Origin of the sequence: Lachnoanaerobaculum sp. OBRC5-5, assembly GCF_000296385.1 — a bacterium.
Taxonomy (GTDB): Bacteria; Bacillota; Clostridia; order Lachnospirales; family Lachnospiraceae; genus Lachnoanaerobaculum.
In genome coordinates this window covers 1,980,441-2,002,486 of record NZ_JH815185.1, presented here as the reverse complement: position 1 = coordinate 2,002,486, position 22,046 = coordinate 1,980,441, and the positions used below count along the sequence as shown (strand labels likewise).

The 22,046-nt window shown below is 36.9% G+C and carries 19 protein-coding genes and 1 CRISPR repeat array; of the genes, 17 read left to right on the top strand and 2 right to left on the bottom strand.

Features of this window, described 5'->3' with window-relative positions; all coding sequences use genetic code 11:
- Positions 1-59 precede the first annotated feature (59 nt).
- Complete coding sequence (locus tag HMPREF1135_RS09450) at positions 60-566, top strand: hypothetical protein (protein ID WP_007594616.1); 507 nt, start codon at positions 60-62, stop codon at positions 564-566.
- A gap of 37 nt (positions 567-603) precedes the next feature.
- Here HMPREF1135_RS09450 and HMPREF1135_RS09445 read toward each other — a convergent pair whose 3' ends face one another.
- Complete coding sequence (locus HMPREF1135_RS09445; RefSeq protein WP_007594615.1) at positions 604-1,608, bottom strand: LacI family DNA-binding transcriptional regulator; 1,005 nt, start codon at positions 1,606-1,608, stop codon at positions 604-606.
- A gap of 392 nt (positions 1,609-2,000) precedes the next feature.
- Between HMPREF1135_RS09445 and HMPREF1135_RS09440 the strand changes: the two genes are divergently transcribed.
- The 8 genes from HMPREF1135_RS09440 to HMPREF1135_RS09405 all read left to right on the top strand — a co-directional run bounded on the left by HMPREF1135_RS09440 (position 2,001) and on the right by HMPREF1135_RS09405 (position 10,716).
- Complete coding sequence (locus HMPREF1135_RS09440) at positions 2,001-3,194, top strand: substrate-binding domain-containing protein (RefSeq protein ID WP_007594614.1); 1,194 nt, start codon at positions 2,001-2,003, stop codon at positions 3,192-3,194.
- A gap of 138 nt (positions 3,195-3,332) precedes the next feature.
- Positions 3,333-4,868, top strand: coding sequence for a sugar ABC transporter ATP-binding protein (locus HMPREF1135_RS09435; RefSeq protein ID WP_007594613.1), 1,536 nt, complete (start codon positions 3,333-3,335; stop codon positions 4,866-4,868).
- Positions 4,868-5,839, top strand: a complete 972-nt coding sequence (locus HMPREF1135_RS09430; RefSeq protein WP_007594612.1) for an ABC transporter permease — start codon at positions 4,868-4,870, stop codon at positions 5,837-5,839. The genes HMPREF1135_RS09435 and HMPREF1135_RS09430 overlap by 1 nt, the downstream gene beginning before the upstream one ends.
- Before the next feature lie 17 nt (positions 5,840-5,856).
- The gene (mtnK, locus tag HMPREF1135_RS09425; protein WP_007594611.1) at positions 5,857-7,077 is read left to right on the top strand and encodes an S-methyl-5-thioribose kinase; all 1,221 of its coding nucleotides are present in this window, start codon (positions 5,857-5,859) and stop codon (positions 7,075-7,077) included.
- On the top strand, positions 7,078-8,169 hold the full coding sequence (gene mtnA, locus HMPREF1135_RS09420) for an S-methyl-5-thioribose-1-phosphate isomerase (protein WP_007594609.1): 1,092 nt from the start codon (positions 7,078-7,080) through the stop codon (positions 8,167-8,169).
- 17 nt (positions 8,170-8,186) lie between these two features.
- Complete coding sequence (locus HMPREF1135_RS09415) at positions 8,187-9,176, top strand: dihydroxyacetone kinase subunit DhaK (protein ID WP_007594607.1); 990 nt, start codon at positions 8,187-8,189, stop codon at positions 9,174-9,176.
- Between the two features lie 8 nt (positions 9,177-9,184).
- Complete coding sequence (locus tag HMPREF1135_RS09410; RefSeq protein WP_007594605.1) at positions 9,185-9,823, top strand: dihydroxyacetone kinase subunit L; 639 nt, start codon at positions 9,185-9,187, stop codon at positions 9,821-9,823.
- A gap of 2 nt (positions 9,824-9,825) precedes the next feature.
- Positions 9,826-10,716 (top strand): ribokinase, encoded by an 891-nt coding sequence (locus HMPREF1135_RS09405; RefSeq protein ID WP_007594604.1) that lies wholly within the window; start codon positions 9,826-9,828, stop codon positions 10,714-10,716.
- Positions 10,717-10,817: 101 nt separating this feature from the next.
- Here HMPREF1135_RS09405 and HMPREF1135_RS09400 read toward each other — a convergent pair whose 3' ends face one another.
- Positions 10,818-11,723, bottom strand: coding sequence for an Rpn family recombination-promoting nuclease/putative transposase (locus HMPREF1135_RS09400; RefSeq protein WP_007594602.1), 906 nt, complete (start codon positions 11,721-11,723; stop codon positions 10,818-10,820).
- A gap of 298 nt (positions 11,724-12,021) precedes the next feature.
- On the opposite strand from HMPREF1135_RS09400, the gene HMPREF1135_RS09395 reads away from it, so the two are divergent.
- From HMPREF1135_RS09395 to cas2e, 8 genes are read left to right on the top strand one after another with little or no spacing between them, the layout of a single operon-like run.
- Positions 12,022-14,799 (top strand): CRISPR-associated helicase/endonuclease Cas3, encoded by a 2,778-nt coding sequence (locus HMPREF1135_RS09395; protein ID WP_007594600.1) that lies wholly within the window; start codon positions 12,022-12,024, stop codon positions 14,797-14,799.
- Positions 14,786-16,444: a type I-E CRISPR-associated protein Cse1/CasA gene (locus HMPREF1135_RS09390; protein WP_007594592.1), complete on the top strand. Its 1,659-nt coding sequence runs from the start codon at positions 14,786-14,788 to the stop codon at positions 16,442-16,444. Before HMPREF1135_RS09395 ends, HMPREF1135_RS09390 begins: the two co-directional genes overlap by 14 nt.
- Positions 16,445-16,453: 9 nt before the next feature.
- Positions 16,454-17,032 (top strand): type I-E CRISPR-associated protein Cse2/CasB, encoded by a 579-nt coding sequence (gene casB, locus HMPREF1135_RS09385; protein ID WP_007594590.1) that lies wholly within the window; start codon positions 16,454-16,456, stop codon positions 17,030-17,032.
- A complete protein-coding gene (cas7e, locus tag HMPREF1135_RS09380) occupies positions 17,022-18,128 on the top strand; it encodes a type I-E CRISPR-associated protein Cas7/Cse4/CasC (RefSeq protein ID WP_007594588.1) in 1,107 nt (368 codons plus the stop codon). Before casB ends, cas7e begins: the two co-directional genes overlap by 11 nt.
- Positions 18,129-18,139: 11 nt before the next feature.
- Entirely contained in the window at positions 18,140-18,862 is a 723-nt protein-coding gene (gene cas5e, locus HMPREF1135_RS09375) for a type I-E CRISPR-associated protein Cas5/CasD (protein WP_007594586.1), read from the top strand.
- A 1-nt stretch (position 18,863) separates the two neighbouring features.
- Positions 18,864-19,487 carry a type I-E CRISPR-associated protein Cas6/Cse3/CasE gene (cas6e, locus tag HMPREF1135_RS09370; protein ID WP_007594585.1) on the top strand — a complete coding sequence of 208 codons (624 nt, stop codon included), beginning with the start codon at positions 18,864-18,866 and terminating at the stop codon, positions 19,485-19,487.
- A gap of 14 nt (positions 19,488-19,501) precedes the next feature.
- Positions 19,502-20,425: a type I-E CRISPR-associated endonuclease Cas1e gene (gene cas1e / locus HMPREF1135_RS09365; RefSeq protein WP_007594584.1), complete on the top strand. Its 924-nt coding sequence runs from the start codon at positions 19,502-19,504 to the stop codon at positions 20,423-20,425.
- Between the two features lies 1 nt (position 20,426).
- The gene (gene cas2e, locus HMPREF1135_RS09360) at positions 20,427-21,323 is read left to right on the top strand and encodes a type I-E CRISPR-associated endoribonuclease Cas2e (RefSeq protein ID WP_007594583.1); all 897 of its coding nucleotides are present in this window, start codon (positions 20,427-20,429) and stop codon (positions 21,321-21,323) included.
- Positions 21,324-21,346: 23 nt separating this feature from the next.
- Positions 21,347-22,045: a CRISPR direct-repeat array (repeat unit 28 nt; unit sequence GTGTTCCCCGCGTAGGCGGGGGTGATCC).
- Position 22,046 lies beyond the last annotated feature (1 nt).

Below are 22,046 nucleotides of genomic sequence, written 5' to 3'. Positions count from 1 at the left end.
ACGATATGAAAAATATAGTATTTTTATACAAAATATTAAATTTTAGGAGGGTTTATCATATGAGTAATTTTGAACTTAAAGATTTTGAACAAAAAATGAATGAATTACTTGACTTTGACGGCATTGTGCTTGCTGTATGGGGCATGAAGCCGAATCACAATAAAGAAAAGTTTGCTGTAAGTTTTGATATCGGCATAGATTTGATTTTTGATTTATTATCATTCACAGAGTATGATTTTGAAGAAAAAACTTATGAGCCTAATGTAAGCGATATATTCATAGTAAATACATTCTATGAATGCCTGATGAATTTTTCCGATATGACGGTAGAATATGTAGGCGAAAATGAAATAAATATATATGTACCTGTGAGAGATGCATATGCGCAACTTGAGATAAGAGATATAGAGTATCTTACTGTGACTGTTACAAGTTATAAAAAGGTGGCATTTTGTAAAGGTGAAAAGCCGGTCAAGATAGGAATATATGATTTTGATGCAATGAGATATGAAAAGTTCCCTGAAAACTTTGTTAAGGGAGATTCTAAATTTTATTGCTTCGGATAGAAGCAGAACAGAATAAAAAGGTAGCAAAAAGGCTTTTCTAAGCCTTTTTTGCTACACTGTCTCTGATGATTAAGTTTCCGGTAATTAAAGTTTTTACCGATTTATTCTTGGGGTCTTTTTTTATTTTCAAGAGTTGTTCCACAGCAAGTTTTCCTATTTGCTTTCTTTGCACATGAACTGTAGTAAGAGTAGGCGAAGAAACTGCAGAATACGGTATATCATCAAAACCGATTATCGAGATATCTTTCGGTATTTTTACTCCCTTTTCTTTTAAAGCCTTTATAGCACCGAGAGCAAGAGTATCATTGTCAGCAAAGAAGCAGTCGGGAAGCGTATTTAAATCGCCAAGCTGTTCTAACATATCATTATAAGCACCGATCATAGTTGGAGAGATCATATAGGTATGCTCTTTTACATAATCCATTTCAAGCCTTTCCACACTCTCTGTGAATCCTTTTTTCCTCAGTTGAAAATTTTCAGAATATATATTTCCACCGATGTATCCTATGCTTGTGTGTCCGCATTTTTTCAGATAATCAAGAGCAATATAGACATTCTCTTCATTATTCATACAAACACTGTTGCAGGTGGTATATGGGCAAACATTGTCTACGACCACATAGGGAATGGAGATGGAATCGAATAGTGGATACAGTTCCGGAGTAAACTCGGTACCTATCAGTATAATACCTTCGTATTGACTAAGATCCGTTTCCGACAGAAATTTTTCAAAGCTTTCCTTATGTACTCTCAGAACCATATTTAAATTTTCTTTTTGAAGTCTGCTCTCTATTGCGTCCAGTATTCCGGCTATAAACCCTTGATTTTCTTCAACAAAAACACCGCTTCTGTAATATTTGAGAACCAGTACATTTTTATTTTCTGTAATTCTTTTTCTTTGCTGAGGGTAATAATTATATTCCTTCATTGCCGCCAACACTTTTTCTCTTGTTTCCTCACTGACGCCTTTTTTTTCATTTATTACTATGGAAATAGTGGCAGGAGAAACATTTATAAGTTTTGATAACTCTCTAATGGTCATAGTATTCTCCAAAGAAATATTGTTCACTAAACAATAATTATTTTCAGTAATCATAATACTATTTCAAAAAAATATTGTCAAATCAGAATATATAAAAAATTGAGCATGAGATGTGCAGAACAGTGCATGAAAGATTTGTCTTTGGTGATTATATACTATAAAAAACATTATTTTTGTTTATAAAAACATGTTAAACAGTTTGAATTTAAGTTTATTAAACGATAAAAGGGGATTAAAAACAGTTGCTATACAATATGTATAAAAATATTATAATAACATATGCATAAGATAGAAATAATCAGATTGTATTGACATTTGAACATAATAATATTATTGTTTATATAAACGATAGTTCTTGATTTGTTAAATATTTAGTAAACAAGGAGGATGATATGAGAAAGGTCAAGAAATTAGTTAGTGCGTTGTTAATCGGTGCAATGGTTAGTGCTCCACTGATCGGATGTGGTGGAGGAGCTACAAAGAGTGCAGATACTACTACTGCAACTGTAGCGGACTCTAAGGCTGAGGAGAGCAAGACAACTGACGGAAGCAATCCTGTAGCGGGCAAGAAGGTAGCGTATATTATGATTATGCCTTCAGCTACTATCTTCCAGATGTGGAAGGATTCATGTAAGAAGCTTTGTGATGAGCTTGGAGTACAGTTTGATTTCTTCTTCTGTGACGGTGATTTTAATAAGTGGCAGGACACTATAAGAACATGTGCATCTGCAGGCTATGACGGACTTATAGTAAGTCATGGAAACCAGGACGGTTCATATGTATTCTTAAAGGGCATCTTGGATGAATACAAGGATTTAAAGATTGTTACATTCGATACACAGTTCTATGCGGACGGTGAATACAAGAAGCTTGACGGTGTTACTCAGATGTTCCAGCAGGATAAATCTTTGGTAACCGTTCTTCTTGATGAGATGGTAGCTAAGTATGGTGAAGGTGTAAGACTTGTAAAGGTATGGAGAGGTCCTAACTACAACAGCCCGTTTGACAGAAGAGAAGAAGGCTGGCAGGAGTATGAGAAGGCGGGAAAAATCGTAACTGTAGGTGAGGTACAGCCTTTACAGGATTCCGTAGACTCTGCAAACACTGTAACGGCAGCATATCTTCAGAGCTTAAAGAGAGAAGATGTTGACGGTGTTATTGCATACTATGATATGTATGGACAGGGTGTATATAATGCACTTATCGAAAACGACAATATGAACGGTAAGAATGGTGATGCACTTCCTATGGCATCGGTAGATATCGACCCTGTTGATATTACAAATATGCAGACAAGACCTGATATATGGACAGCGGCAGGAACAACAGACTGGACATTAAACGGTGAGATTGCTATGAGACTTCTTTTACTTGAGATGGCAGGAGAGTATGACAAGATCTATGATCCGGCAACAGGAGAAATGGGAGTTGATGTTGTAGAGGTTCCGGGTACAGCTATTAGGGCATCAGATTTAAAGACAGATTCAAATGTAGAGAATCTTGGAAATGTAGCAGGAGAAACTTACGGTAATCTTAACTATCTCTCAGAAGCGGATTGGATGCCGAAGGATCTTTTACACAAATAATAGGGATGTAAATATAAGGCTGCTAAACAGTAGCGACTTATAAAATTAATGAATGAGGTGAGTTTATCAGATACATTTACTTTTATTTTTAAAAGTCATTGAAATTTTGATGACTCACCCGTTTTAGATTGGATAATTATGGACAGAATAAAGTTAAGCACAAAAAATGTGTCGATAGAATTCCCGGGAGTAAAGGCCTTAGAGGATATAAACTTTGAGGTAAGTACGGGAGAGATAAGGGCTGTTGTAGGAGCAAATGGTGCCGGAAAGTCCACACTTATGAAGGTATTATCAGGTGCCAATCCTACATACACCGGAGAAGTATTATTGAATGATAAAGATGTGGATCTTAGGACTCCTGTAGATGCAAAAAAATGCGGTGTTCAGATAGTGTATCAGGAAGTAGATACTGCGCTGTTTCCAAACCTTACCGTAGCTGAGAATATCATTCAAGGCGATTTGGTAATGGATAAGGGAAATGCCATCTTAAATTGGGGAGAGGTTTATAAAGAGGGCAGAAAAGCTCTTGAAAGACTTCATATCAGCAAGGAAAGGATAAATGAAAGGGATCTGGTTTCGAAGCTTTCACTTGCAGATAAGCAGATGGTACTTATAGCAAAGGCAATCAGAAGAAAGTGTAATTTCCTGATACTTGATGAGCCGACGGCTCCGCTTAGTAATCAGGAGACAAAAGAGCTTTTTGAAGTTGTTGAGCATTTACACAAAACGGAGAATATAGCAATACTGTTTATTTCACATAGATTAAACGAGATACTTGAGATATGTGAAAGCTATACAGTAATGAGAAACGGAAAGTTGATCGGTACATATCCTATAGTCGAGTCAACTACCACAAAGGAAATAGTAGAACTTATGCTTGGAAGAACCTTTGAGGAGGCATACAAAAGAGAAGAGATTTCTATAGGTGACACTATTTTTAAAACAGAGAATTTGAGCGAAATCAACGGAAGAATAAACGATATAAACTTACATGTAAGAAAAGGTGAAATACTTGGTATAGCAGGGCTTGTCGGAGCGGGTAAGTCTGAACTTTGTAAAACTCTTTTCGGAGCATATAAAAGTACCGGAAGAATCATATTAAACGGTAAAGAACTGAATCTAAAAAATCCTGCACTTGCAGTTAAAAATAAAATAGCACTGGTACCTGAGGAGAGAAGAAAAGAAGGTGTACTTGTAGAAGAGAGTGTAAGCTTTAATTTATCTGCGGCATCCTTGGAAAAGTTTTGTAAATTGTCTTTCATAGACAAGAAAAAGGTAACAGATAATGCAAAAAGTTATATCCGGAGCCTTAATGTATCAACACCGAGTCCAAGACAGCTTGTCAAGAAACTTTCAGGTGGAAATCAGCAAAAGGTTGCTGTAGGAAAATGGCTGGCTGCAGATTGTGAGCTTTATATATTTGATGAACCTACAAAGGGAGTTGACGTAGGTGCAAAGCAGGATATTTTTGATCTTATCCATGAGATAGCAAAAAAAGGAAATGCAGTTATATATGCAACTTGTGAGAACCAGGAGCTTTTGGCCCTCACAGACAGAATTTATGTAATGTACAATGGCGGTATAAGTGCGGAACTTATTACAAAAAATACAAATGAAGATGAAATAATGTTTTACAGCGTAGGTGGTAAGCAAAGTCAAGAGGAGGTAGTTTGATGGAACGCAAAAAATTAATAAAATTTGGTATAGATTGGGCTGCTATCCTGGCACTTGCTCTATGTTTTATAGCATTTACAGCAATTAAGGGCAGTGCATTCATGTCTCAGAGCAATATGGTAAATATTCTCAGAGCAATGGCAATAACCACGGTATTCGGTATTGCGGCTACAATTACCATGGCACCTGACGGATTTGATATGTCGGCCGGTACTTTGGGAAGCTGTTCAGCTTATGCTTTTGTATCGTCATACCTTTGGTTCGGCCAGTCACTGTTTATGTCGGTAGTAATAACTATAGTGACAACTTTGGTTTTATATCAGCTTACTATGTTTCTTATTCTGGTATGTAAGATACCTGATATGCTTGCGACTTGTGCTTTGATGTTTGTTCATCAGGGACTTGGACAGTGGTATATAGGAGGCGGTGCGGTATCAACAGGTATGAGAACACCGTGGAATGCGGAACCTCTTAGAACAGCTCTTTCAGACTCTTTCTCAGCAATAGGAAGAGCACCTTGGATCATTATCATTATGCTTGGCTGTGTGCTTGCCGCATATATCTTCCTTGATTTTACAAAGTTCGGAAGATATTTGTATGCAATGGGTGGAAATAAGGAAGCCGCAAAACTTTCAGGTATTGATATTAAGAAATACAGATATGTAGCAGGTATGATAACTGCAGTATTTATAGCAATCGGCGGTATTTTGGTTTCATCAAGAGGAAGTTCTGCACAGGTTATGTGCTGTGACAACTACTTGATGCCCTCACTTGCAGCGGTTTTTGTTGGAAGAACTGTAGGCGGTGCTGAAAAACCTAATGCTCTTGGAACAATGATAGGCTCAATGCTTGTATCAACACTTGAAAACGGACTTACTATCTGTGCAGTACCTTTCTTTGTATTGCCGGCGGTAAAGGGTGCGGTACTTGCTTTGGCACTTATAGCGGCATATGCATATAAGAGAGAATAATATAAAAGGGAGTCAGTATGAGCAGATTTGACACATATTTCCAAATGGAAGAAAAAGATATAGTTGAGTATACTTTATTAAAAGCTACATCTATAGATTGGGATAAGGACAGCATGAAGGTAATTATACCAAAGGAGCATGGTAATCTTAACTATGTTTATAGAGTAACGGATGATAAGGGACATTCAATTTATATAAAGCAGGCAGGTACCGAAACAAGAATTTCAAAGGATATGAAGCCTTCAAGAGACAGAAACAGGCTGGAATCGGAGATTTTGATGTTACAGGAAAGATTTGCAAAAGGGATGGTGCCATATATTTATTTTTATGACACTGTTATGTGTGCCTGCGGTATGGAGGATTGTTCAGACTTTTCGGTAATGAGACAGGCAATGCTTGAGCATAAAATATATCCTCATTTTGCTGAAAAGATAACGGATTTTTTGATAGATACATTATTAAAAAGCAGTGATGTGGTAATAGACCATAAAGAGAAGAAGGTAATCGGAGGGAAGCTCGTTTCACCTGATCTTTGTGATATTACGGAAAAGTTAGTTTTTATGGAGCCATACAATGACCTCAATCATAGAAATAATGTTTTTCCTCCAAATGCAGACTTTGTAAAGAAGGAGCTTTATGAGGATAAGGCATTGCATCTTGAGGTTGCAAAGCTGAAATTCAATTTTATGACAAATGCGCAGGCATTGATACATGGTGATTTGCATACAGGCTCTATCTTTATAAAAGAGGACGGTTTAAAAGTATTTGATCCTGAGTTCGGTATACTTGGACCTTGTGGATATGATATCGGAAATGTTATAGCAAATCTTATTTTTGCCTATGACAACGGAATTGCTTACGGAAAGAAAGAGTTCACTGATTGGATTCTTAAATCGGTGGAAGAGGTCATAGATTTATTCATAGAAAAGTATAATAAATTTTATGATGAGTGGGTAAGCGAGCCGATGGCAATGATAGAAGGTTTTAAGGAATATTATTTAAACGGCATTCTTAGAGATACGGCAGGATTTACCGGAACGGAGCTTCACAGAAGAACTGTAGGAATGGCAAATGTTACTGATGTGACTACAATTGCAGATGAGAAAAATAGACTTATAGCTGAAAGAATAAATATTTTGTCAGGTAAGGAGTTTATACTGAAAGCGGACAGCTTTAAATCCGGTAAAGATTATGTAGACACTATACTAAAGTGCAAAGCATTGGCAGAGGAGTTATAAATGGGTATTGAAGAATTTTTTGACAATATAATCTCAGTAAAGATGACGGAAGGTGGAGAACTGAATATTATAGACCAAACCCTTTTGCCCGGAGAGATAAAGAGAATCAACTTAAATACAAAGGAAGAGATTTGGGAAGCTATAAAAAAGCTTAGAGTACGTGGAGCTCCTGCAATAGGAGTGTGTGCGGCATATGGTATTGCAAAGACGGCTTCACAGATAAAGGCGGTAAACTATAGTGATTTTGAAAAGGAATTTTTGGAATTAAAAGAGTATTTTGCCTCTTCCAGACCTACAGCGGTAAACCTGTTTTGGGCACTTAACAGAATGGAAGATGCCCTGAAAGCAAATAAAGAAAAAAGCATTGATGAGATAAAGGAAGCCTTATTTAAAGAAGCCGAGGATATCAGAAATGAGGATGTTGAAATAAGCCGTGGAATAGGAACTCTTGGATTCAAGCTTTTGAAAAAGCTTAAAAGAAACGGTAAAGAGATCGGTATAATGACTCACTGCAATGCCGGAACATTGGCAACAGCAAAGTACGGTACGGCGACAGCACCGATGTATATGGCACTTGAAAACGGATTTAACGGTGATGATATGCATGTGTACTGTGATGAGACCAGACCTCTCTTGCAGGGTGCAAGACTTACAGCATTTGAGCTTAGCAATGCCGGAATAAAGACTACATTGCAATGTGACAATATGGCATCTATTTTAATGAAATCGGGTAATATAGATATTATATTTGTAGGTTGTGACAGAGTGGCAAGAAACGGTGATGCGGCAAACAAGATAGGAACATCCGGACTCGCTATTATAGCAAAGCATTACGGTATTCCGTTCTATGTATGTGCACCTACATCAACTATTGATATGAAGGCTGAAAGTGATAAGGACATACCTATAGAGATAAGAGACGGGGAAGAGATTACAGATATGTGGTATAAAGAGAGAATGGCACCTGAGAATATAGGTGTATATAATCCTGCATTTGATGTTACCGATCACTCTCTTATAACAGGTATTATTACCGAAAAAGGTATTTGTAAATATCCTTTTGATAAAGCATTTAAGGAATTGGGACTTTAGTACAGATAGGAGAAAATATGAAGAAGATAATCAATGTTCCTGAGAATTATACAGATGATATGTTAAAAGGCATTTATAGTGCACATAAGCAGGTTAAATATGTGGCAGACGACCTCAGATGCTATTGTATAGCAGATAAGAAACCGGGAAAGGTGGCAATAGTTACAGGTGGCGGTACAGGACATTTACCGCTATTCCTCGGATATGTGGGTGAAAACTTACTTGACGGATGCGGTGTGGGAAGCGTTTTCCAATCACCTTCTGCAGAGCAGATATATGAGATATCAAAGGAAGTGGAAGCGGGAAGCGGAATACTCTATCTATACGGAAATTATACCGGAGATATAATGAACTTTGATATGGCGGCTGAAATGCTTGAGATGGACGATATCAAGACAAGAAGCATTGTAGGTGCCGATGATGTACTGTCAAATAAGCTTCCTGAAACCAGAAGAGGTGTTGCAGGCATATTCTTTATGTATAAGTATGCAGGTGCTGCGGCGGCAAATATGGGAAGCCTTGATGATGTATATGAGGCGGCAAATACAGCTAAGCAAAATACAAGAACCGTAGGATTTGCATTGACACCATGTGTTATACCTGAGCTTGGACATGCCAATTTCTCTTTGGCAGAGAATGAAATGGCATTCGGTATGGGAATTCACGGTGAACCGGGAGTTTGGAACGGTGATATAAAGACTGCAAAAGAACTTGCAGATGAGGCGGTCGGAGAAATCCTTGATGATATAGAAATCGGAAACGGCGATGAAGTTGCAGTACTTATAAACGGACTTGGCGCAAGCAGTATTGAGGAGCTTTATATACTTTCCGGAGAAGTGAGTGAAATATTGGCTTCAAAAGGTATAAAGATCTATAAAACATTTGTAGGCGAGTATGCAACAAGTATGGAGATGGCGGGTGCATCCATATCTATTTGTAAGTTAAACAGTGACAAGGAAAAGGCTTGGCTTGATATGGAAGTAAAGACTCCATTTATCAGATTATAGGAGCAGTTATGACAGAGATTAGAATAGAGGATCTTCCGGAATTATTTGAGTTCATAGCTAAGGTGTTTGTCGAGAAAAAAGATGAGTTATGTGCAATGGATGCAAATATGGGCGACGGTGATCTTGGTCTTACTATGAGTAAGGGCTATAGTGCAATGCCTGATCTTATCAGAGAAAATACGGTAGAAAATAATGTGGGAAAGACATTGTTTAAGGCAGGCATGAAGATGGCTTCAGTGGTACCGTCCACTATGGGTACATTGATGGCAAGCGGTATAATGGAAGCCGGCAAGTCATTAAATGAAAAGGATAAAATAGACGCAAAAGATTTGGCATTGTATTTTGAAAGCTTTGCAGCAGGAATCAAAAAAAGAGGAAAATGCGAAGCGGGAGACAGAACAATATACGATGCACTTGTAGTGGCAGGTGAGAGAGCAAAAGAAGCAGCGGATGGAAGTTTACTTGATGTAGCAAGCGCAGCACTAAAGGGTGCAAATGAAGGTGTTGAAGCTACAAAAGATATGTTGCCTAAGTTTGGCAAGGCTGCGGTATTTTCCGCTAAAGCAAAGGGCATTGCAGATCAGGGTGCACTAGCAGGATATCTGATGGTAAAGGGAGTATGTTTATTTTTAGAAAGTAAGAGTTGATAATGAAGGTACTTAATTTCGGTTCACTAAATCTGGATTATGTATATGATGTAGATCATTTCGTGAGAGAGGGAGAGACTATATCCTCAACAGACATGAATGTATTTTGTGGCGGAAAAGGGCTCAACCAGTCTGTAGCCTTGGCAAAGGCAGGCGTTAAAGTATACCATGCCGGAGCAGTGGGAAGTGCGGACGGATCTATGCTTTTGGAGGCACTCTCAGAGGTGGGAGTCGATATATCTCACATAAAAAGGTATGATATGTCATCGGGACATGCCATTATACAAAAAAACAGAGAAGGCAATAATTGCATACTTTTATATGGTGGAGCAAACCAAAATATAGGCATTGACTTTATCAAAGAAGTATTGGAGGATTTTGATAAAGGAGATATACTTTTACTTCAAAACGAGGTGAGCAATCTTGCATTTATTATAGATGAGGGGGCTGCTAAAGGAATGAGCATTATTTTAAATCCCTCACCTCTCAATGAAAAGATATTTGAATGTGACTTGGAAAAGGTGGAATATCTTATACTCAATGAGATAGAAGCTTCCGATATACTCGGAGCTGCTTGCACAGATGAGGATGAACTTGTAGAGAAATTGACAAAAAGATTTCCAAACACCAAGATAGTGCTCACATTGGGAGAAAATGGCTCCGTATATGTGGACAAGACACAGAAGATAAGACAGGAAATATATAAGGCTGATGTTGTTGACACTACGGCAGCAGGTGATACCTTCACAGGCTATTTTATGGCAGGGCTGGTTGCAGGCAAAGATGTATCAGGAGCACTCAAACAGGCTGCAAAGGCTGCAAGTATAACAGTAAGCAGAAAAGGTGCCTCACCAAGTATTCCGTTTGCAAAAGAGGTTTGTGAAAGACTTTAGAAATGTAAAATGCCACAAAATCATTATAATAGATGATTTTGTGGCATTTTTAATATTTTATATAAAGTTAGTACATCTGCAGGAAATAATAAATTGAAAAATTACTTCAATATATTATATTCCCTTAATAACTTATATCTGTAATCTTTGTCGGTGTTGGCTCTGCGAAGTTTATCAATATTACCTTCGTTTAACAGCAGTTCATTAAGCTTACTGACCATATCGGCACCTTCCTGCCTGCCTTTCTCCAGACCTTTTTCCATACCTTTCTCCAACCCTTTTTCTATTCCTCTATTTTCAATAATATCAAGAACTTCACACATATATTTGGCCTCCTTTTCATTAGCTTCATTTATTGAATCTTCAAATCTATTATCCCCTGTCATAACGGACATAAGGGTTAGCAGTTCATTTATATGCTTTATTGTATAATCTTTTGGATTATAGGAGTTGTTTGTTCGTAATTGATGCAAATAATCAACCAGTATCCGGAAATCACTTTTAAATAATGCTGTCTTTTCCTCCTCCAGGTATGCTATCTCAAAAAGATTGATTTTATAATCATTGACAAAAGGTTTTAATCTGTCATCAACTTTAACAATATCGAGTATATTAATCGGATAGTTCCATCTCTTTTTGTATCCTAAATATAATACCAAGGTAATCACGGGATATTTAGTCTTATATCTATGTCGTTTTTTAGTTTGTCTTCCATACTCTATGCCGTCATAACTGATTACTCTTAAAGGCATCAGCTTATCAGGTACGGTTTGATTTTCAAAACCGAATAAAGCAATATTTATACGGCTGTGTTGCCAATACTTGGAAACATCTCTATCCTGAGAATGGACGCTACCGTCAATCTTTAACATGCTGCTTGTAGGTGTATCAAGTAGAGAATTTTCATCCACTACATTTTCACTATTAAATAAAAGTACATTTAATATGTCGGAAAAGACATCATTGAATTGTTCCAACATCTTTTGTGATATATCTTTCTCTTGCATCTCTCGCTCCTTCATTATATCAAAGAAATATTTTAGAATCCACGTTAGGGTGAAACTTAAGAATATAAGTATAGAAATTTTATAAAAAAGCCATGTGGGATTATTGTTAAATCCTTTTATATCTTTATTATACCAATTAAAAATCTTATTACAATACTGTGACTGAAGACTAAAGTTATTTTTATATAGTAAATAAATTACAAGAATAAATATAAAGAAAAATATAGAAATGCAGGTATTTTTAAAGGACAGCTAATATAGTAAAATAAAATTATAGAAAAAGATAAGAGGAGGAGATATGCTGGAAGCTTTGTGGGCAAAGAAAGAAGAAAAAGACGGATTGATGTGTTGGTTACCGCTCACGGTTCATTTAGAAGATACGGGAAGAATTATGGGACTTTTGTGGGAACATTGGATGAGTGAGGGACAAAAGAGAACCATTGCAGATGATACGGATATAGGAAAGCAGATAGCAATATTTATAGGTGCAATTCATGATATCGGCAAGGCAAGTCCGGCTTTTCAGCTAAAGAAAGGTTTTGCTAATTCTAAGGACTTAGATAAGGAGTTGACAGAAAAACTGGTAAGGGCAGGGTTTATAGATATAGACTCACCGGATTTGCTTTCATCACCTGAAAAAACACCGCATGGACTTGCAGGAGAGGTGATATTAAGTGTATTAAGCGATAGGTTTAAAAAGGAAAATGACATAGGTTCTATTGTAGGTGGGCATCATGGCAGGCCTATAGATAATAAAAGTATGATTTCCGAAGTACTTAGTTCATATAAGAAAAATCTCTTCCAAAGTGAAAATGAGGATAGTGATATATATAAAAAATGGGTATCGGTGCATACGGAAATTCTAAACAATGCATTAAAAAGCAGCAGTTTTAAAAGATGTGAGAATATACCGGTACTCTCACAGCCTGCACAGGCAATGCTTCTTGGACTTTTGACAATGGCAGATTGGATTGCCAGTAATACATATTTCTTTCCTCTAATTGGAATTTTTGATGATGCCGATATTGATATGAATAAGAGATGTGAATATGGTTTTAAAAAGTGGAAAAAATCTAATGGTAGTGATATGTGGTTACCTGAAGTATATGCTGATTGTAAGAATTTGTTTAAGGAGAGATTCGGTTTTGAACCAAGGGATGTACAATCAAAATTTGCACAGACAATCAGCGATGCCAAAAACCCGGGACTTGTAATACTTGAAGCTCCGATGGGACTTGGGAAAACAGAGGCGGCACTTGTAGGGGCTGAAGAACTGGCTGCAAAGTCAGGAAGAAGCGGACTGTTTTTTGGATTACCGACACAGGCGACATCAAACGGTATATTTCCAAGAATAATCAGTTGGCTAAAAAGTCAGAGCGTGGAATTAGGTGAAAAAAGAGGATTAAGACTGGTACATGGCAAGGCTTTTTTAAATGAGGAATATAACAATCTTACGAGTGCTTCAAATATAGATATTGACGGAGATAATGAAGGCAGAGAAGGTTTTGTAGTAAATCAGTGGTTTTGTGGTAAGAAGACAGCTATAATGGATGATTTTGTAGTAGGTACTGTAGATCAGCTTTTGATGATGGCACTGAGACAGAAGCATTTGGCATTAAGGCATCTTGGACTCAGTAAAAAGGTTGTAGTAATTGATGAGGTACATGCTTATGATGCATATATGGATCAATATTTAAATATGGCACTTGAATGGCTTGGAGCTTACAATGTACCGGTAATACTGTTATCGGCAACATTACCGAAGAAAAGTAGAGTGGATTTTATAAAGTATTATTTGAAGGGCAAGGGAGTTAAATTTAGCAAAGAGGATATGAGCAGTCTGATGGTAGAAAATTACCCTTTAATCACGTACACTGATAATGATAAAGCATTAAATGTGAAGCACTTTGCACCGATAGAAGATAAGAGAATCGAGATAAAATATACGAGTACCGAGAATTTGCATAAGCTACTGGATTCCTTGCTTGATGGGGGAGGTAATGCCGGTGTTATTGTAAATACAGTGAAGAAAGCACAGGATATTGCCAAAGAATTGTCAGAAAAGTTTGGTGATGAAAATGTTATGTTACTTCATTCTTCGTTTATAGCTACGGACAGAGTGAAAAATGAAGAAAAGCTGATGAAATATCTTGGTAGAGACGGAGATAGACCACAGAAGCTGATTGTAGTAGGAACGCAGGTTATAGAGCAGTCTTTAGATATTGATTTTGATGTAATGATAAGTGATATTGCGCCGGTAGACTTATTGATACAAAGAATGGGAAGACTCCATAGACATACAAGAGATAATAGACCAAGGAAACATAAGAAACCTGTACTATATGTTTTAGGTAATGACAAAAACTTAGAATTTGAAACCGGCTCAAAGGCAGTATATGGAGGATATCTCTTAGCAAGAACCGGGTACTTTTTAGGTGACAGTATAAGACTTCCAAGTGATATATCAAGGCTGGTACAAGAAGTCTATGATGAGAATATAGAACCGGATTTATCTGATGAATTAAAAAAGAAATATTATGAATACAAGGTTGAATATGAGGCTTTAGTTAACAGTAAAGAAAGTAGAGCCGGAACTTATAGATTAAGTAGCCCTGTATTAAAAAAACGAATATCTAAGGAACCAAGCCTTATAGGATGGCTTAATAACCAATCAAGGAATTTTGGTGAGGAAGAGGGCAATTCACAAGTCAGAGATACACAGGATACCATAGAAGTAATTGCATTAAAGAAGATTAAAGGTGGTTATACTACTTTTGACAGTGATGAGGATATGTCAGAAAATATTGAAGATACAAAAATAGCAAAAAGAATTGCAAGTTGTACAATAAAACTTCCAAATAAGCTCTTAAAGTCCTATAATATAGATAAGACTATACGAGAGTTAGAAGATTTTTACATAAATAATTTGCAAAAATGGGATAATTCAGCATGGTTAAAGGGAACTTTATGTGCAATGTTTGATGAGAATAACGAGTGCAGTATAAATGGAGTAAATATGATATATGATAAAAAATATGGTTTGATATCAAAGGGGGAAAATGATGCCAAGGTATAATTTATTGGATGAAAAATGGATTCAGGTTGTAAGTAAGGATACTGTAGAAAAGGTTTCTATAAAGGAACTTTTTGCCGGTGCAGCTAAGTACAAAGAATTAGCCGGTGATATGAAGACTCAGGATTTTGCAGTAATGAGGGTTATGCTGGCAATCCTTCATACAGTCTTTTCAAGGTTTGATTCAAACGGAGATCCATATGAGTTTTTTGAAGTGGATAGGGAGAGTTTTTTACAGACCGGAGATATTGAAGAAAATGATTTGGAAGATTATGAAGATACATTGTATCAGACTTGGATAGATATATGGAATGCTAAAGAATTTCCAAAAGTGGTATATGAGTATTTGGAAAAGTGGAGAGAAAGATTTTTCCTATATGATGACAAATACCCTTTTTTTCAGGTGACAAAAGAGGTGATAGAAAAGGATGCCGCCGGTGGTGGAGAGTTTTATGGGAAGAATATAAATAGGCTTGTGTCTGAGAGCAATAATAAGCAGGCATATTTTTCACCTAAAGATGAATCTTATAAGGAATACATTGCTGATGATGAATTGGCAAGATGGCTTATAACATTACAGGGCTATATAGGTACATCGGACAAGAAAAAGGTTGGATCTGCAAAGACATATTCCAAGGGGTGGCTGTATGATTTGGGAGGAATATATCTTCAAGGCAATAATGTGTTTGAAACATTGATGCTTAATTTTGTAATTGCTCATAATGAAAACAACAATTTATTGAAAATACAGAAACCGTGTTGGGAAGCAGAATATATAGAGAAAAATGTAGAGTATTATTTTCATAACGGAATTGACAATATTGCTTCACTCTATACTGTTTGGTGTAGAGAAATATTTATAGATCCGAATAGAACAAAGGAAGATAAGTTTGTATGCTTTATAGCAAAGTTGCCTGAGATAGAACATTCAGATGCCTTTTTGGAGCCTATGACAGTCTGGAAATATAATGATACCGGTGAATATAAGGATAAATATAGACCAAGAAAACATGATGCAAATAAGTCAATGTGGCGAAACTTCGGACTGTTAACAGGAGTGGGTGAGGGTACAAGAAAACCGGGAGTTATAGAATGGCTAAATAAACTGGGTGATATATCAGAGTCGGAAGAATTGGGATTTAACAAGGAAAATATTACATTGTGTGCAGTATGTATGTTGGATGATGGCAATGCTACTTCATGGGCACCTATAGATGAGTTGGAAGATACTCTTAATCTTAAAGAAAGAGTATTGATAGACACCGGAGATAACGGTTGGATAATCAGAATAAATAAAACTATTACAGATACAAAAGCAAGCATTGATTGGGCGTTAAAAATATTTATAAAAGATTTGTTAGAGATAAGAAATATGGAGAAGTCGGATGTATCAAGATATGTGGAACAGTTTTATTTTAGAATAGACCTGTCATTTAGAAATTGGATTGAAAGCATTGATATTGATAATGACAAGGATACAAAAGAGATTGAATGGAGGAATGTTTTAAAAAAAGCTATGAAAGAGTATGTGGATGAGTTAGTGTCAAATGCCGGATTAAGAGATTATAAAGGTATAGAAACAAGTACCGGTGTAAAGAATATTGCAACGATATATAATTCATTCTTATATAGATTAAATCAAAATTAAGGAGGTTAGATGGAGAGTGTAAAAAGTGTTTGTGGGAGAATTCTTAAAGAGCTGTATGCTATGCAGGAATATTCTACAGGAAAGGCTATACTTTCAAGGCTTAGGGATTCTATCGGAAGAGACTATGCCGATATGGCGGATATAATGCCTGTTGTTTTTGAGAAATTGCCTGAAAGCTTTCTTGGAAACAGTAAGAAGATGACTGATGAGGAAGTTTGTATATTGAGCTGTTTACAGTTATATGCAATACATCAACAAGGTGAAGATTTGTGTGTCAATACTGATGAAGACGGATACAGTAATGTAGGAACAAGTCTAAAGTTACTTAGAGTAGGTGATGATACTACAGCACCGGACAGAAGATTTAATGCAATGATTACATCAACAGATTTTGATGAATTGACAGTACATTTAAGGCATTTGATAAGGTTATTAAAGTCAAAGCAAAAAGGTGCAAGGATTGACTATAGCAGACTTGCAGAAGATTTGTACATGATAAGGAAGAACAAAAATAAAGAGAATATTATTTTAAATTGGGCAAGAGAATATTATAAGTTCAATAGTAAAGGAGAATCAAATGAACAGTAGATTATTTTTGGATATGCATATTATACAGACATTACCACCTTCAAATATCAATAGAGATGATACAGGAAGTCCAAAGACAGCTCTATATGGTGGTGTAAGAAGAGCAAGAGTTAGTTCACAGTCATGGAAAGCTGCAATGAGAAATTACTTCAAGGAAAGTGGAGAAGTAGCTAATGTAGGTGTAAGAACAAAAGATATAGTAAGCTATGTTGCCGGAAAGATTAGAGAAATAAATAGTACGATACTTGAAAAAGAAGCTATGGATAGAGCGGCAGAGGCGATAGAGAAAGCCGGAATAAAACTGAAAGATAATAAAGATAAGAGTGCTAAAGAAGCTAAAGCTTTATTCTTCCTTGGAGAAAACCAGGCAAAGGATATTGCTAAAATAGCGGCGGAAGCAGAAGAGGATGCAAAGGGTAAGTTGGTATTGGATAAAGATTTATTGCAAAAAGTTTTAAATGATAATGTTGCGATAGATATTGCACTATTTGGAAGAATGGTGGCTGATGATCCAAGTTTGAATGAAGATGCATCTTCACAGGTAGCTCATGCAATTTCAACACATGGAGTACAGACTGAGTTTGATTATTTTACTGCGGCAGATGACCTTTCACCTGAGGACAATGCCGGTGCAGGTATGATTGGAAATGTTGAATATAATTCATCAACATTATATAGATATGCAAATGTTGCACTTCATGAATTTTTACATCAACTTAAGGACAGAGGTAGTATGATAAATGCAACTAAGCTTTTTGTAGAAGCTTTTGCCAAGTCATTGCCTACAGGAAAGGTAAATACATTTGCCAATCAGACATTGCCAAGTATATTGGTGATTAATTTGAGAGAAGATAGACCGGTAAGTCTTGTAAGTGCATTTGAATCTCCTGTAAAATCGGAAGAAGGATATGTTGCAGGTTCTATAAAAAGAATGTCGGATGAGATGGAAAAGATACAAAAGTTCGTACAGAAACCTGTAAAGACACTGTATTTAGCGATAGACAATGTGGATATTACAGATGGAGAGGAAGTAGATTCACTGGATGAATTACTTGAAAAGCTTGGAGTAGAAATAGAAAATTATCAATTTAGCTAAGAGGTGAAAATGTGAAAACTATATTATTGAAGTTTGCAGGACCTATGCAGTCTTGGGGAACCGACTCACATTTTGAAACCAGACATACAGATCTTTATCCGTCCAAAAGTGCTGTTATAGGACTAATAGGGGCAGCACTTGGAATAAGGAGAGATGATAAGTCTATTTGTGATTTTGACAGCCTTAAATTTGCAGTAAGAGTTGATCATGAGGGCAGCCTTTTGAAAGACTACCATATTGCGAGAAAATACAAGACCGGTGGAGATTTTGACAGAACCTATGTAACAGAGAGATACTATCTTGAAGATGCTGTATTTGTAGTAGCTATATCTCACGAGGATGATAATTTTATAGAGAAGATATATGAAGCGCTAAAAAGACCATATTTTCAAATGTTTTTAGGAAGAAGATCGATACCTGTTTTGGCGGATTTTATTCTTGGAAATTTTGATGGTGATATAAGGGCTGCATTGGAAAAATGTGAGTGGCAGGCAAAGGATTATTATAAGAAAAGATATAATACAAGTCAGAAATCACTGGATGTATATTGTGACAAGGGAGTTTTTGATAATGCTGACAGAGAAATACTAAGGCAGGATAAGGTTACATCTTTTTCAAATAAACATAGACAATTCAGTTTTAGATATGAAGATCATGCAAAGACTTATGTAACAAATAGTATGTTTGAAGCTGAAGATACAGACCACAATATTTTTGATTTGGTAGGTGAATGATATGTATATTTCAAGAGTTGAGTTAGATATATACAACAGGCAGAAAATAAGAGATTTGACACATCTGGGAGCTTATCATAATTGGGTGGAACAAAGCTTTAGAGAAGATAATGGAGTAAGAAGCAGGAAACTTTGGAGACTTGATAAGATAAATGATAAGAAGTATTTATTGTTGGTAAGTGGAGAAAAGCCGGACTTAAAACTGCTGGAAAAATATGGTGTGACCGGAAGTGCAGTAACAAAGGAATATGATGCATATATAAGCAAGATAAAAAACGGTATGAAGCTACGCTTTAGACTTGTAACAAATCCGGTACATGCAGTGATGGAAGACGGCAAGCGAGGTAGTGAAAAACCACACATTACTGCTGAGTTTCAAAAGAAATTCTTCATGGACAGAACTATAAGAAACGGTTTTGAAGTAAATGAAGATGAAGTAAATATTGTCGAGAGAGGCTTTGAACTTTTAAGAAAATCCGGTTCAAAGCCGGTAAAAGTGGTAAAAGCCACATTTGAAGGGGTGCTAACAGTAGTTGATGAGGATAAGTTCAAATTACTATTGGAGAATGGCTTCGGTAAGAAAAAAGCTTATGGATTTGGACTTATGACAGTAATACCGATGTGATAGTAGGTGTGAGTATGGAAAAAGCTGAAATAAATGAACTTCCCAGAATAAGTGACAGAGTTACATTTATCTATATAGAGCATGCCAAAGTGAACAGACAGGATGGAGCTATAGTGGTATCTGACAGTAGAGGTACTGTAAGAATACCGGTGGCAATGATTGGAGCATTGATGTTGGGACCGGGAACGGACATTACCCATAGAGCAATGGAGCTTATAGGTGATATGGGTACAGGCATAATATGGGTAGGAGAAAAAGGTGTAAGACATTATGCACATGGTAGAGCATTGACTCATTCTACCAGGTTTTTAGAAAGTCAGGCAAGATTGGTTACAAATGTGAGAAGCAGAATAGATGTTGCAAGAAAAATGTATATGATGAGATTTCAAGGGGAGGATGTTTCATCATATACTATGCAGCAGCTTAGAGGACATGAGGGTACCAGAGTTAGAAGACTTTATGCGGGACTATCAAAAAAATATAATGTTGAATGGACCGGCAGAGATTATAAGGTTGATGATTTTGCAAGCGGATCTGTTGTAAATCAGGCATTATCGGCAGGTAATGTAGCATTATATGGGCTTGTATATAGTGTAGTATCAGCACTTGGAATATCTCCCGGACTTGGTTTTGTACATACAGGTCATGATTTATCATTTGTATATGATATTGCAGATTTGTATAAAGCAGATACAACGATTCCATTGGCATTTGAAATAGCAAGTGAATTTGGAAAAGAAGATGATATTGGAAGTATCACCAGAAAAAAGGCAAGGGATATATTTGAGGAAAAAAAGCTTGTAAAGCAGATTGTATCCGACTTACAGTATTTATTGGATATAGGTGATGACGAAAAGCTTGAAGGGGAATTTTTGGGACTTTGGGATAATAAGGAGCAACTTGTAAGTTATGGTGTGAACTATACTGAGGTAATGTGATATGCCATTTACAGTTATTACATTGAAAAAGGTACCACAGGCTCTTAGAGGTGATTTGACCAAATGGATGCAGGAGATAACTACAGGAGTCTACATTGGAAATTTTAACACAAAGGTAAGAGAAAAGCTTTGGAAGAGGGTGAAGGAGAATGTCAAGGATGGAGAGGCGACTTTGAGTTTCTCTTACAGAAATGAACTTGGTTATCAGTTTGATACTCACAATACAAGCTTTTCAAATATCGACATGGATGGTATACCTTTGGTTTTTATTCCAAATGAAAATATAGATGAAAAAAGAGAAATAAAACATGGCTTCAGCAATGCAGCTAAGTTTAGAAATGCTAAAAGATATATGGCACATAGGACCAAGCTGGACAGTAAGGACTTTGTGATAATAGATATAGAAACTGATGGCTTGGATAAAGAGAAAGACTATATTATTGAAATAGGTGCGGTAAAGTCTGTAGGTGGAAGAATAAGTGAGTTTCAAAGCTTGATAAGCTATGAAGGTACATTGCCAAAACATATAGTGGCAATGACAGGTATTACCACGAATATGCTTAAAACTAATGGTAAGAACGTAGAGGTGGTATTAAAGAATTTTAAGGAATTCATAGGTGATTTGGATATCATAGGATATAATGTAAGTTTTGATATTGAATTTATAAATATTGCACTGTCAAAATTTGAACTTGAAAACCTTGAAAATAAACGATATGATTTGATGAAGTTTGTAAAAAATGAGAAACTATTTTTGGCAAATTATAAATTACAAACTGTAATAAAGGAATATGGAGTTGGCAACGAAGTACCACATAGGGCATTGGAAGATGCAAGACTAATATACAAGCTTGCTGTAAAAGTAAATAAATTCAGGGATTTATATAGTCTGACATAGCGTGTTTAAGGGATCTTATTACTGTGTTCCCCGCGTAGGCGGGGGTGATCCCACTGGATATAGGCACGCTGACAGCGTGCAGAGGTGTTCCCCGCGTAGGCGGGGGTGATCCCAGCGATTTAACAAGCATCAAGAAAGATATATAGTGTTCCCCGCGTAGGCGGGGGTGATCCTTCCTTTTTTTAATAAAGGAAAGAGATTAAATGGTGTTCCCCGCGTAGGCGGGGGTGATCCTGAGAAGAAAATAAATGATTTGCTATCGATAGGTGTTCCCCGCGTAGGCGGGGGTGATCCTCGCTTATATACTTTTCTCTTTTTTCTTTAAGCGTGTTCCCCGCGTAGGCGGGGGTGATCCCAAGGGTACAACGCTTGCTCAGTTTGTACTTGGGTGTTCCCCGCGTAGGCGGGGGTGATCCCTACATTATCTGCAGTAACTGCTTTCATTCCTAGTGTTCCCCGCGTAGGCGGGGGTGATCCCCGCATTTTCTCACTAGTGGAAATATTTGAAACGTGTTCCCCGCGTAGGCGGGGGTGATCCTACTATACTCCCTTTATGCGGTTTAGTATCCCACGTGTTCCCCGCGTAGGCGGGGGTGATCCTATCATCATTAAAGCGGTCGTACTCTTGCCATCGTGTTCCCCGCGTAGGCGGGGGTGATCCTGTCATCAGGTACGGTATAGCCGCCATCGGCCTGTGTTCCCCGCGTAGGCGGGGGTGATCCT